Here is a 13,707-nt window from a genome sequence, read left to right as displayed (position 1 = left end):
AGCGGCGTATTTAAAAGCGTTATTGGGTTATCGAATTAAATCGATGCTTTTAACGCTTCTGCTTTATCTGTTGCTTCCCATGGGAATTCGTCACGACCAAAGTGACCGTACGCAGCCGTTGGGCGATAAATAGGGCGCTCAAGATCGAGCATTTGAATAAGTCCATACGGGCGTAGGTCGAAGTGTTCACGGACCAGTGCTACTAACGTTTTCTCATCTACCACACCTGTACCGAAGGTATCGATGCTGATAGACGTTGGCTCTGCCACACCAATTGCATAAGACACTTGGATTTCGCAACGCTTGGCAAGACCTGCTGCAACAATGTTCTTAGCAACGTAACGACCCGCGTATGCTGCACTGCGGTCTACTTTTGATGGATCTTTACCAGAGAACGCGCCACCACCGTGACGGGCCATACCACCGTAAGTATCAACAATGATTTTACGACCTGTTAAGCCACAGTCGCCCATTGGACCACCGATAACGAATCGTCCCGTTGGGTTAATGTGAAAGCGTGTATTTCCATCAATCCATTCACTAGGCAGCACTGGCTTAATAATTTCTTCCATTACCGCTTCGCGAACTGTTTCAGTGCTTACTGAATCACAGTGCTGGGTTGAAAGCACAACCGCGTCGATGCCAACAGGCTTGTCGTTTTCATATTTGAAAGTAATTTGGCTTTTAGCATCTGGGCGTAACCAGTCTAGCTTACCAGATTTACGCACTTCGGCTTGTTTTTGAACAAGGCGGTGAGAGTACGTGATTGGCGCAGGCATTAGTACGTCAGTTTCGTCGCTAGCGTAGCCAAACATTAGACCTTGGTCACCAGCACCTTGTTCTTCAAGGCTTGCGCGATCAACACCTTGATTGATGTCAGGTGACTGTTTGCCAATAGCATTTAATACCGCACATGAATCAGCGTCGAAGCCCATATCTGAGTGCGTGTAGCCAATTTCTTTAACTGTTTTTCGGGTAAGCTCTTCAATATCTACCCATGCAGAGGTAGTTACTTCACCACCCACTAAAACCATACCGGTTTTTACATACGTTTCGCAGGCCACCCGAGCGCGAGGATCTTGTTCTAAAATAGCGTCAAGAACCGCATCTGAGATCTGATCAGCAATTTTGTCCGGATGTCCTTCAGACACTGACTCGGATGTGAATAAATGCGTGGCCATAAATGCTCCGTAAGCGTTAAATTATCAAAATAGTCGTATATTGTACTAAAACAAGTTATAAATACCAGTCTTTACTTCTAGACGTCTAAAAGTCTCTTCGTTACGAATAGTTGACACAACCCGATCACTTGTAGGGTTATTTAGGTCGTAATTGTCGAAGTTAATGATGTATTTGTGAAACTAGGCGTCAGATATAACTGTTTTTGCTGTAATGGGAATACGTGATGGTCAGGGTATAGACCATTTTTTACTATGACTTTCACTATTGGCAATCAAAACCCATTGAACTGTAAGGTGGCATAGGTAAGAATAACGCCACATTCATTCGTATAAAGAAGTAGAGCGAACGCCTTACCTCTACGCTAGTCTAGCTTGCCTAGCCCGCTAAGATACGAAACAAAAGATACAAAATAAATCAGGAGACAACATGCCCTCTCGTCGTGAACTCGCCAATGCAATCCGTGCATTAAGCATGGATGCCGTTCAACAAGCTAAATCTGGTCACCCAGGTGCCCCAATGGGGATGGCTGATATCGCACAGGTACTATGGGGTGATTTCTTATCACACAACCCTGCAAACCCATCTTGGGCTAACCGCGATCGCTTTGTGCTTTCAAATGGTCACGGCTCGATGCTGTTGTACTCTCTTCTTCACCTTTCAGGCTACGAACTGCCAATTGAAGAGTTAAAGAATTTCCGCCAATTGCATTCAAAAACGCCAGGCCATCCAGAATATGGCTATGCGCCAGGTGTTGAAACGACCACTGGCCCACTAGGCCAAGGTATCAGTAATGCTGTGGGCATGGCGCTTGCCGAAAAAGTACTAGCTGCACAATTTAACAAAGATGGTCACACTATTGTTGACCACCACACCTACGCATTCCTAGGTGACGGCTGCTTGATGGAAGGTATCTCACACGAGACCTGTTCACTAGCCGGTACACTAGGCCTTGGTAAGCTTATCGCGTTTTGGGATGACAACGGCATTTCAATTGATGGTGAAGTGGAAGGTTGGTTTACCGACGATACACCAGCACGCTTCAAGAGCTACGGTTGGGAAGTGATCGATGGCGTTGACGGTCACGATGCAGAGCAAGTGAAAGCCGCCATTGAAAAGGCACAGGCGAATACTGCGCAGCCTACGCTTATTTGTTGTAAAACCACCATTGGTTTCGGTTCACCTAATAAAGAAGGTACCGAGTCTTGTCACGGTGCACCACTAGGTGAGGACGAAATTGTCGCTACTCGCGAGAAGCTTGGCTGGAGCCATGGCGCGTTCGAAATTCCAGACGATATTTACGCTGGTTGGGATGCTAAAGAGAAAGGTTCAAACGCGGAGAGCGCGTGGAATGACGCTTTCGCAGCATACGAAGCCGCCTACCCAGAGCTTGCAACAGAGTTCAAACGCCGCGTAAATGGCGAGTTGCCAGCAGATTTCAGCGAAAAAGCAGATGCAATTATTGCAGAGCTTCAAGCTAACCCACAAAATATTGCTTCACGTAAAGCGTCGCAAAATGCATTAAACGCATTTGGTCCACTACTTCCTGAGCTATTAGGCGGCTCTGCTGACCTTGCAGGTTCTAACCTTACTATTTGGGAAGGCAGCAAAGGCGTTGAAGCAAACGATGCATCAGGTAACTACATTTATTACGGTGTACGTGAGTTTGGTATGTCGGCCATGATGAATGGTATTGCCCTTCACGGTGGCTTTAAGGCATATGGTGCAACCTTCCTAATGTTTATGGAATATGCACGCAACGCGGTACGCATGGCAGCGCTAATGAAGCAGCCTGCAATTTTCGTTTACACCCACGATTCAATTGGTCTAGGTGAAGACGGCCCAACTCACCAGCCAGTAGAGCAGGTGGTAGCGCTACGAGCAACGCCTAACCTTGATAACTGGCGTCCTTGTGATCAGGTTGAGTCTGCTGTGTCGTGGAAGTCTGCTATTGAGCGCACTGACGGCCCAACAACGCTGATCTTCACACGTCAAGGCTTAGCGCAGCAAGAGCGAACGGCTGACCAAGTGGCTAACATTGCCAAAGGCGGTTACGTACTTAAAGACTGTGAAGGTACGCCAGAACTTATTCTTATTGGTACCGGTTCTGAGGTTCAGCTAGCCGTTGAAGCCGCAGCGAAACTGACCGAGCAAGGCAAAGCCGTTCGCGTAGTGTCTATGCCATCAACTGACGTATTTGACCGTCAGTCTGCTGACTACCGTGAAAGTGTACTACCTTCTAGCGTAGTTAAACGCGTAGCGGTTGAAGCCTTGTCTAAAGATAGCTGGTACAAGTACGTTGGCTTTAATGGCGCTATCGTAGGCATGGACACCTTTGGTGAATCTGCACCTGCGGGCGACCTGTTCAAGCACTTCAACATTACCACTGACGCTGTAGTAGAGGCTGCACTGTCTCTGTAAGAGGTAATAGATAAGCCTATGGTAAATATTGCCATAAATGGGTTTGGTCGTATTGGTCGTAACGTGTTGCGCGCGCTGTATGAAAGTGGGCGCAACAACGAATTTAACGTGGTGGCCATTAACGACATTGCTAAACCCGAAGGCATAGCACATTTACTTAAATACGATACCGCCCACGGGCGGTTCCGTTTTGATGTGGCCTTAGAAAATAACACGCTAAATGTCGCAGGCGACGATATTACACTGCTCGCGATAAGCGATATTAAAGACCTACCCTGGAAAGACTTGGGCGTTGATATTGTGCTTGAGTGTACGGGCAAGTTTGATGACAGAGCATCGGGGCAAGCACATTTAGATGCCGGCGCTGGCAAAGTGCTTTTCTCGTCACCCGGGTCACCAGATTTAGACAATACGGTCATTTTCGGAACCAATGAAGACACGTTGACCAGTGAACAAAAATTAGTCTCCAACGGCTCTTGCACCACAAACTGCATTGTTCCTGTTATCCAAGCGCTAGACGCTGCGTTCGGTGTTGAAAGTGGTACGATCACAACCATTCACGCGTCTATGCACGACCAGCAAGTTATCGACGCCTATCACGAAGATTTGCGCAGAACCCGTGCTGCAAGTCAGTCGATTATTCCCGTTGATACCCGACTTGCTGCCGGTATAGAGCGCATTCTGCCTAAGTTTGCGGGAAAATTCGAAGCCATTGCGGTTCGAGTGCCAACTATCAATGTTACTGCCATGGATTTGAGTGTAACGCTTCAATCTAAGGTAACGATTGAGCAAGTGAACCAAGCCCTTCGCAATGCAAAAGCGGGGCGTTTACAGGGCATTTTGGACTACACCGAAGAGCCTTTGGTGTCGGTAGATTTCAATCACGACCCTCACTCGTGTATTGTAGATGGCACACAAACAAGAGTCAGTCACAAACAACTGGTTAAAACACTAGTATGGAGTGACAACGAATGGGGTTTTGCAAACCGTATGCTCGATACCGCAAAAGTGATGTTCGACGCAAAATAAAGCATTGATGCTGCCAAGGGTTGGTAGCACCAGCCCGCGCAGCTTTCACAGTTAATTTGAGCGTGTCTTACCTTCAAAACACGCTCTACTGAATTTAAATTAACATAGGAAAGACGATGGCAATTCCAAGCATGAGCGATATGGCCCTAAAAGGTCAGCGCGTATTAATTAGACAAGATTTAAACGTGCCGGTAAAAGACGGCAAAGTAACCTCTGATGCGCGTATCAAAGCATCAATCCCTACGATTAAAGCAGCCCTAGACGCAGGTGCGGCAGTTATGGTGATGTCTCACCTTGGTCGTCCTACTGAAGGCGAGCCTGCAGACGAATTCTCTCTTCAACCTGTTGTTGATTATCTTAATGACGCCCTAGACGTACCGGTTAAGCTTGTAAAAGATTACCTAGATGGCGTGGAGCTTGCAGACGGCGAATTAGTTATCCTTGAAAACGTACGTTTTAATAACGGCGAAAAGAAGGACGACGAAACGTTAGCAAAACAGTACGCAGCACTTTGCGATATCTTTGTTATGGATGCGTTCGGTACTGCTCACCGCGCACAAGCGTCTACTCATGGCGTTGCTAAATTTGCACCAAAAGCCTGTGCTGGCCCATTACTTGCTGCAGAATTAGACGCACTTGGCAAAGCGCTAGACAACCCTAAGCGTCCAATGGTTGCTATTGTGGGTGGCTCTAAAGTATCTACCAAGTTAACGGTACTCAAAACACTTGCTGAAAAAGTTGACCAGCTGATTGTTGGTGGCGGTATTGCCAACACTTTCATTGCTGCTCAAGGCCATAATGTAGGTAAGTCACTAGTAGAGATGGACCTTACCGAGCAAGCCACGCAGCTTATGAATGAAGCACAGGCGAATGGCGGTAATATTCCAGTACCTACAGATGTGGTCGTGGGCAAAGCGTTTGATGAGAATACCGAAGCGACGCTAAAAGTAGTCAGTGACGTTGCCGACGACGATATGATTTTTGATATTGGTCCAGACTCTTCAAAGGCGTTAGAGGACATTATCAAGAACGCGGGAACCATTGTATGGAATGGCCCTGTAGGCGTATTTGAATTTGAACAGTTCAGTGCTGGAACAAAAGCGCTGTCTGAAGCGATTGCGGCAAGCGACGCATTCTCAATCGCAGGTGGTGGTGATACACTAGCAGCAGTTGATAAATACGGGATTGCCGATAAGGTCTCTTATATTTCAACAGGTGGTGGCGCGTTCCTAGAGTTCTTGGAAGGCAAAACACTACCAGCGGTAGCAGTACTAGAAGAAAAAAATAAATAAGCCTGGGCGCTGCATGTAAACGCTGCGTTTTAAAGCTCTAGATAGCTAAGGCATAGTACAAACGTTACCCCATAAGTGTCACGCTCAGTAACAGCATTTTTGAGCGTGACCTTTTAATCGGAAACGATTACACCTGCGAAACAGTGAAGTACGCAGGCATAAATACCAACTTTATTACAGATGTGTTTACTTAAGGTGCTGGCATGTTGCGTCTGAGACAAACAGATCTTTAATAGAATTGGTATAACAATAAACCCTACACCTGTCTATTAAGGCAGTAATATACAAAAGGAGTGTTGCAATGGCATCACAAGCTCAGCAGGCAATGCTGGATAAACTGAAGACGCAAACCGGTTTTATTGCAGCGTTAGATCAAAGCGGCGGTAGTACCCCTAAAGCGTTGCGCTTATACGGCATCGAAGAGTCAGAGTATAGCTCAGACGAAGAGATGTTTAATCTTGTTCACGAAATGCGTACACGCATTATCACCAGCACCCCTTTTAGCGGCGAGCGCGTTCTTGGCGCAATCTTGTTTGAAAACACCCTTGATAGAGAGATTGAAGGCATGTCTTCTGCACATTTCTTATGGCAGAAGAAGCGCGTAATTCCGTTCCTAAAGGTAGATAAAGGATTAGCAGAAGAAAGCAATGGCGTTCAAGTAATGAAGCCAATGCCTGGTCTTGATGCACTGCTAGCTAAAGCGGTAGAGCAAGATGTATTTGGCACTAAAATGCGCAGCGTGGTTAAGCTTGCGAATCACCAAGGTATTAAAGATGTTGTTGCTCAGCAATTTGAAGTGGGTAAGCAAATCTTAGCCGCAGGCCTTGTTCCGATTATCGAGCCAGAAGTAGACATCCACAGCCCACAAAAAGCAGAAGCTGAAGCACTTCTTAAATTAGAGATCCTAACGCAGCTTAACCTTCTAAACGAAGGTCAGGAAGTTATGCTTAAGCTTACGCTTCCGACAGAAGCAAACTTCTATAAAGAGCTTGTTGACCATCCTCGCGTACTTAAAGTAGTGGCGCTATCTGGTGGCTATAGCCGCGAGGAAGCAAACGCGAAGCTGGCAGAAAACCAAGGTATGATCGCGAGTTTCTCTCGCGCACTGACAGAAGGCGTATCTGCACAGCAAACTCAAGAAGAGTTTGAAGCAACGCTTGATACTGCAATTGAAGGTATCTACCAAGCGTCTAAAGCTTAATTCTCTCCTTTTAAATTGATTATAAAGAGCGCCTAATGGCGCTCTTTTTCGTTGTGCGGTTTTGTCACTTCTTATTCCATTCCGCTTTTGTCGATTCTGAAAACGTGCAATCGCTTATTGCCTGCGTTTACTAGCAAGAATGTTTCTTGTAAAAGCGTAATCGCCTGTGTAGCATAACGCCGCTATTTTCCTTATATAATTGAATTTCTGGAATAATCATCGGTGAATAATCATCAGTACATGAAGCAGTACACCATATACGCATTAATTGCGTTGTTGTTTACTTGCTTATCTGGACTTAAACAGGATTACAAGCCGATCACGTTCAAGCATCATTTTGATGCTTCTATCTCAGAATATTCATTTGAATTTGATACTGAGGAAAGTGCGCCGGAAGAGCCCGTCCCGCCACAAAATGTTGTGCTGGATTACATTACGGACTCCTTCACGGATACCGCAAAACCACGTCCGCGTGGGCTTTTCAAAACATCCCTTAACTACGCAACGCCGTTAACCCGAGCGCCGCCTATTGCTTAGTTTTTTAGGTTTAGCGGTTATTGGCTACCTAAAAAACACGTTAATTCGATATTCCTAACAACGCGCCAGCGCTTTGCTGGATGTTTTTGCGTGCTTAATTATCAGCGGTGAACCTATTTGCTGAAAGCGCGCTAGTGGCATGCTGTCTTTTTATAAGGCATGTCACGATTAGCCTTTTTATTACGAATTTACATTATGAGCAAAAAAGCACTTCTTGCAGTAAGCATTGTTTCCGCACTTTTAGGTGGTTGTGGACATGAAGAACATGCTGCGCATCACGAAAAACTTCAATTCAACGTTACTCATCCTATCGTACAAGACACAACGCTGGTAAAAGAGTACGTCAGTCAGATACGTGCCATTCAACATATTGAAGTTAGAGCTATGGAAAAAGGCTATCTTCAATCGACCTTTGTTGATGAGGGACAAACGGTAGAACGTGGCCAGCCCATGTTCAAAATAATGCCGAACGTATATGAAGCTGAACTACACCGCGCTGAAGCCGAGGCTAAATCGGTAGAGATGGAGTACAAAAATACAAAGTCGCTTGTTGAACAAAACATTGTTTCTCCTAACGAACTTGCCGTCATAGAAGCACAGCTTCAAAAAGCTCAGGCTGAAGTTGAACTGGCAAAGACTCACTTAGCATTCACAGATATCAAAGCGCCGTTCACAGGCAAAATGGACCGACTGGAAGCTCGAACGGGAAGTTTGCTTGATGAGGGCGAACTGCTCACCACATTGTCTGATATCAGCACAATGTGGGTGTATTTCAATGTGCCTGAATCAGAGTATTTAAAGTACGCGCAGAACAGCGCATCAAATGATCAAACGTCAGTGCGATTAAAGCTTGCCGATGGCAGTATTTACGCGCATCAAGGCGTGATAGATGCCATTGAAGCTGATTTTGATAATCATACCGGTACCATTGAAATGCGTGCGTCTTTCCCTAACCCAGACCAACTGCTAAGACATGGGCAAACCGGTAATGTCATGGTGGATATTGCCTATCCGGATGCTTTAGTTATTCCTCAGAAAGCCACATTCGAAATTCTCGATCAAAGCTTTGTATATGTGCTGGATAGCGAGAACAAGTTAGCAACCCGCCACATTAACATCGCTGCAGAACTCCCTAACATCTATCTGGTTTCAGACGGACTAGCGCCGGACGACACTATTTTGATTGAAGGACTGCGAAGAGTTTCGAACGGTGATGAGATAGAGCCTGAACTTATTTCAGCCAGCGACACATTAGCTGAACTGTCACTGCACGCAGAATAAGGGGGCGCTATGTTTGGAGTTTTTATTAAACGTCCAGTGATGGCCATCATGCTATCGCTGATGATTATATTTTTGGGCGTGTTGTCGGTGTTTAGCCTACCCACGTCACAGTTTCCAGATATTGCTCCGCCGCGAGTGCTTATTTCTCTGGCATATCCCGGTTCGAGCGCTGATGTATTGGTGAAGTCATCGCTGGTTACCATTGAGCGTTCAATCAACGGTGTGCCGGGCATGAAGTACATCGTGTCTGATGCGACCAGCGCGGGTGAAGCCACCATTCAAGTTATCTTCGATTTAGATGTAGATCCGAATCAGGCGCTCATTAATGTGAAAACGCGGCTTGACCAGATCATGAACCGGCTGCCCCAGCTCGTGCAGTTAGAAGGGGTGGTACTAGAGCGGGTTCAGCCTAGCATGTTGATGTACATAAACGTTTATAGCACGGACGAAACGGCTGATGAAAAGTTTCTGTACAACTATTCCAATATCAACCTTATTCCAGAGATACAGCGGGTAAACGGTATTGCCAGTGCAAAAATATTGGGAAGTCGCCAGTACGCCATGCGAATTTGGTTAAAGCCTGATCGCATGCGTGCTTACAATGTTTCTGTAGATGAGATCATGGAATCGATAGACGAGCAAAGCTTGATTGGACGCCCTGGGCGACTTGGCAGAAGCTCAGGCATTACTGCTCAGTCCAAAGAATACGTGCTTATTTACGAAGGACGTTATGACGAGCCTGAAGAATATAAAAATATCATTATTCGCGCCGACTCCGACGGTCGCTTGCTCAAATTAGGTGATATTGCCGATGTTGAGTTAAGTAGTGAATTTTTCGATATTTATTCGAACAAAGACGGATATCCTTCCGCTGCCATAGTACTTAAGCAGAACTACGGAAGTAGTGCCAACGAGGTTATTTCTCAGGTGAAAGCCACTATGGCTGAACTAGAAAAAACGTTTCCAGAAGGCATGAAGTACGAAATCAACTACGATGTTTCCAAGTTTCTAGATGCCTCTATTGAACAAGTGCTGCATACCTTGTTTGAAGCCTTTATTTTGGTTTCCTTGGTGGTGTTCATCTTTCTGGGTGACTGGCGCTCCACACTTATCCCGCTTCTTGCTGTGCCGGTTTCACTGGTAGGGACGTTTTTCTGCATGCAGGCCACAGGGGTGAACATAAACCTTATTACTCTGTTCGCATTGGTACTAGCTATAGGGATTGTGGTGGATAACGCTATTGTTATCGTGGAGGCCGTTCACGCGAAAATGGAAGAAAGCAGCAGCCTAACCCCTTATATGGCTACCCAACAAGTACTGGGTGAAATGGGGGGAGCTATTATCGCGATTACACTTGTGATGACGGCGGTTTTTGTGCCCCTTATTTTTATGACGGGCCCGGTAGGTGTCTTCTATCGCCAGTTCTCTATTACCATGTCATCGTCAATTATCATCTCGTGTATTGTGGCGCTTTCATTAACGCCAGTGCTGTGTGCAATGTTGCTTAAAAACCCTCATTCACACACAAGAAAAGCAACGCCATTAAGCAAGTTTATTGATGGGTTTAACCATTATTTCAATAAGTTAACCGGTCGTTATACAGGCATTATCAAAGCTATCGTTACACGCCGCAGTGTTACTGTAGTGCTGCTTGCGGGCTTTGTGGTAAGTACCTTTGGCGTTAATCAGGCATTACCTACAGGCTTTATTCCCGGTGAAGACCAAGGGCAAATCTATGCCATTATTCAAACACCGCCAGGTAGTACCCTTGAAGCGACGAATACAGTAGCGCGAGAGCTGCAAAGCTTGGCGCTGGACGTTGAAGGCGTCTCCTCGGTGTCCTCGCTTGCTGGCTATGAAATCCTTACGGAAGGTCGAGGTTCAAATGCAGGCACCTGCTTGATTAACCTTGAAGATTGGGCTAATCGCGAACAGTCGGTACGTGACATCATTGAAGAACTGGAAGCCAAGACACACCACTTAGGTGCAGTGATTGAGTATTTCGAACCGCCTGTTGTGCCGGGTTATGGCGCGTCGTCGGGGTTATCATTTCGTTTACTCGATAAAACCAACACTACCGACTATCAAGAGTTCGACCAAATCAACAAAGCCTTCATGGAAGAACTCGGTAAACGTGATGAGCTAAAAGGTTTATTCACGTTTTACGCGGCCGATTATCCTCAATACAAAATTGAGATAGATAACCAAGCTGCAATGCAGAAAGGGGTATCTATTGGCGCGGCCATGGAGAATTTGAATATTCTTATTGGTAGTACTTATGAGCAAGGCTTCACGCGCTTTAATAACTTCTTCAAAGTGTACACACAAAGTGCACCGGAATATCGTCGTTATCCCAGTGACCTATTGGATTACTACGTGAAAAATGAAGAGGGTGAAATGGTGCCTTACTCGGCCTTTATGAAGCTGATTAAAACCCAAGGCCCTAATGAAATTACACGCTACAACCTTTATACCTCGGCAGCAATTCGTGCAGAGCCTGCAGCAGGGTATACCTCGGCGCAAGCGATAAAAGCAGTTGAGGAAGTAGCGGCTGCAACCCTGCCAAAAGGATATGACATAGGTTGGGAAGGCCTGTCATTTGACGAGGCTAAACGAGGCAATGAAGCCATCGTTATCTTTGCCGTAGTATTGTTGTTTGTATATATCGTGCTGGCATCACAATACGAAAGTCTGCTTCTACCTTTCGCAGTCATTCTTTCACTACCTACCGGTATTCTCGGCTCATTCCTGTTTCTAAAAGGAATGGGGCTGGCCAACGACGTTTATGCGCAGCTTGGCTTAGTTATGCTGGTTGGGTTACTCGGCAAAAATGCCGTGCTTATTGTGGAATACGCAGTGCAAAAAAATCAGCAGGGCTTATCGATCGCTGACGCAGCTGTTGAAGCGGCCAAACAGCGCTTCCGTCCAATCTTAATGACATCGTTCTCGTTTGTAGCAGGGCTAATTCCGCTTGTTATTGCAACGGGGGCAGGCGCAGTGGGAAATAGAACTATTGGTGCTTCTGCCTTAGGCGGTACTTTGTTCGGCACTATTTTTGGTGTGCTGGTTATTCCTGGGCTTTACTACTTGTTCGCCAAACTTGAAGAAGGTAAGTCATTAATCAAAAACGAAGATCATGTCCCTCTTACTGAAACTTACCACTATAACGATGAGGTGCTAAGCGATGATAAATAAAAAGCGATTTACTTATAAGCCGCTGTGGTTAGCGCTTAGTAGTGCGTTGTTAGTACAGGCATGTGCCATCCCTACCATTGAAACGCGAAACCCTAATCTAGATTTGCCAGAGCAGTTTAACGCGAAAGTTTCGCAAGTGGATACTCAGGCTGGTCAAGGGATTAACCAGAGTACACAAGCAAATATTCAATGGAGTGAGTGGTTTAACGACCCTACGCTTTCTGCGCTGGTGGATACGGCGGTTAAGAACAACCAAGAGGTGTCTATATTAATTCAACGCATTAATATGGCGTCGAATGAAGTGTATGCACGGGAAGGGGAATATTTGCCTCGACTCTCTGCGGGGGTAGCCGCTGAAACCGAAAAGGTAGGCGAATATACCCGGGAAGGCGCAGTAGAAGAACAGTTAAATATCAAGGAGGATAAAGAATTTCCTGACCCGCTGGCAAACCTAAAGCTAGGCCTTAATGCGTCGTGGGAAATTGACGTTTGGCATAAGCTGAGAGATGCGTCTAAAGTGGCCTCGCTTGAATACTTGGCGTCGGTTGAAAGTAAGAACTTTTTCGTTACCCAGTTAGTATCTGAAGTTGCGCGTACTTACTATGAACTGCTGGCGCTAGATAACAAGCTAGAGAATCTTGACTCAACCATTTCGCTACAGCGCAATGTTATTCACACTATTAATGCGTTGAAAGAATACGGGCGGGCGTCATCGCTACCCGTTGCGCGCTTTAACGCGGAAGTGAAGAAAAACGAGAGCGAGCGTTACTTGATTGAGCAGGAAATCCTAGAGAAAGAGAACACGCTCAATCTGTTATTAGGACGCACTCCACAGCCCATTCAAAGGGACAGTAACGTGTTGCTCAGCGCCGAGCTAAAAAGCCCGCAGGTGGGTGTACCCTCTACGCTATTAGACAATCGCCCTGATATAAAACAAGCTGCACTCACGCTCCAAGCAGCAGAGTTAAATATCGATGTGGCTAAAGCCAACTTCTACCCTTCTTTTGAGCTAAAAGCAGGGGTAGGTTTATCGGCGTTTGATAGTCGTTACTTGTTTAATGTGCCTGAGTCATTGGCATATTCCTTATCTGGTGATGTTTTTGCGCCATTAATAAACCGCAGGGCGATTGAGGCGGTTTATCAAAATGCCAGCGCCGAACAAATTGAAGCGGCTTACGAATATGAACTGACCGTTTTAACGGCGGTAGCTGAAGTAACAAACAGTTTATCGAAGCTTGATAATTTGGAGAAAAGTGCTGAAGCACGGCGTCATCAAATTGCTTCACTCGAACAGTCGATTGATATTGCCAATAGGCTTTTTTCGTCAGCTCATGGTGAATATTTAGAGGTGCTGCTTGCGCAACGAGAAGCACTGGAAGCGCGTAGCGAGTTTATAGAAACTCGTCAGCAGCAAATGGCCGCACTGGTCGATTTGTATCAGGCACTCGGAGGCGGATGGCAGTCTTAAAATAAAAAGGAGAGCGCTCGCTCTCCTTTTTTTCGCCTTTATCAAAAGCTGGCGGTGAATTTCAGACTCAACGTGTGACAAAAGCAGAACGCATGCGGTGTTAA

The 13,707-nt window shown here is 46.0% G+C and carries 9 protein-coding genes; 8 read left to right on the top strand and 1 reads right to left on the bottom strand.

The window, feature by feature from the left end; genetic code table 11:
- Positions 1 to 35: 35 nt before the first annotated feature.
- Positions 36 to 1,181, bottom strand: a complete 1,146-nt coding sequence (metK, locus tag BZA03_RS07750; protein ID WP_014948382.1) for a methionine adenosyltransferase — start codon at positions 1,179 to 1,181, stop codon at positions 36 to 38.
- A 427-nt stretch (positions 1,182 to 1,608) separates the two neighbouring features.
- Between metK and tkt the strand changes: the two genes are divergently transcribed.
- The 8 genes from tkt to BZA03_RS07710 all read left to right on the top strand — a co-directional run bounded on the left by tkt (position 1,609) and on the right by BZA03_RS07710 (position 13,603).
- Entirely contained in the window at positions 1,609 to 3,600 is a 1,992-nt protein-coding gene (tkt, locus tag BZA03_RS07745) for a transketolase (protein ID WP_110288451.1), read from the top strand.
- Between the two features lie 18 nt (positions 3,601 to 3,618).
- A complete protein-coding gene (epd, locus tag BZA03_RS07740) occupies positions 3,619 to 4,629 on the top strand; it encodes an erythrose-4-phosphate dehydrogenase (RefSeq protein ID WP_110288450.1) in 1,011 nt (336 codons plus the stop codon).
- 116 nt (positions 4,630 to 4,745) lie between these two features.
- A complete protein-coding gene (locus tag BZA03_RS07735; protein WP_014975742.1) occupies positions 4,746 to 5,921 on the top strand; it encodes a phosphoglycerate kinase in 1,176 nt (391 codons plus the stop codon).
- Positions 5,922 to 6,222: 301 nt separating this feature from the next.
- Entirely contained in the window at positions 6,223 to 7,122 is a 900-nt protein-coding gene (locus tag BZA03_RS07730) for a fructose bisphosphate aldolase (protein ID WP_039224596.1), read from the top strand.
- Positions 7,123 to 7,344: 222 nt separating this feature from the next.
- Positions 7,345 to 7,659 carry a hypothetical protein gene (locus BZA03_RS07725; protein ID WP_230633693.1) on the top strand — a complete coding sequence of 105 codons (315 nt, stop codon included), beginning with the start codon at positions 7,345 to 7,347 and terminating at the stop codon, positions 7,657 to 7,659.
- Between the two features lie 195 nt (positions 7,660 to 7,854).
- Positions 7,855 to 8,940 carry an efflux RND transporter periplasmic adaptor subunit gene (locus tag BZA03_RS07720; protein WP_039224934.1) on the top strand — a complete coding sequence of 362 codons (1,086 nt, stop codon included), beginning with the start codon at positions 7,855 to 7,857 and terminating at the stop codon, positions 8,938 to 8,940.
- 9 nt (positions 8,941 to 8,949) lie between these two features.
- Positions 8,950 to 12,135, top strand: a complete 3,186-nt coding sequence (locus tag BZA03_RS07715; RefSeq protein ID WP_075176026.1) for an efflux RND transporter permease subunit — start codon at positions 8,950 to 8,952, stop codon at positions 12,133 to 12,135.
- Positions 12,125 to 13,603 (top strand): TolC family protein, encoded by a 1,479-nt coding sequence (locus BZA03_RS07710; protein ID WP_110288449.1) that lies wholly within the window; start codon positions 12,125 to 12,127, stop codon positions 13,601 to 13,603. The genes BZA03_RS07715 and BZA03_RS07710 overlap by 11 nt, the downstream gene beginning before the upstream one ends.
- The last annotated feature ends 104 nt before the right edge of the window (positions 13,604 to 13,707 follow it).

Origin of the sequence: Alteromonas sp. I10 (assembly GCF_003201515.1) — a bacterium.
Classification (GTDB): Bacteria; Pseudomonadota; Gammaproteobacteria; order Enterobacterales; family Alteromonadaceae; genus Alteromonas; species Alteromonas macleodii.
This window is presented reverse-complemented; position numbering and strand designations above follow the sequence as displayed.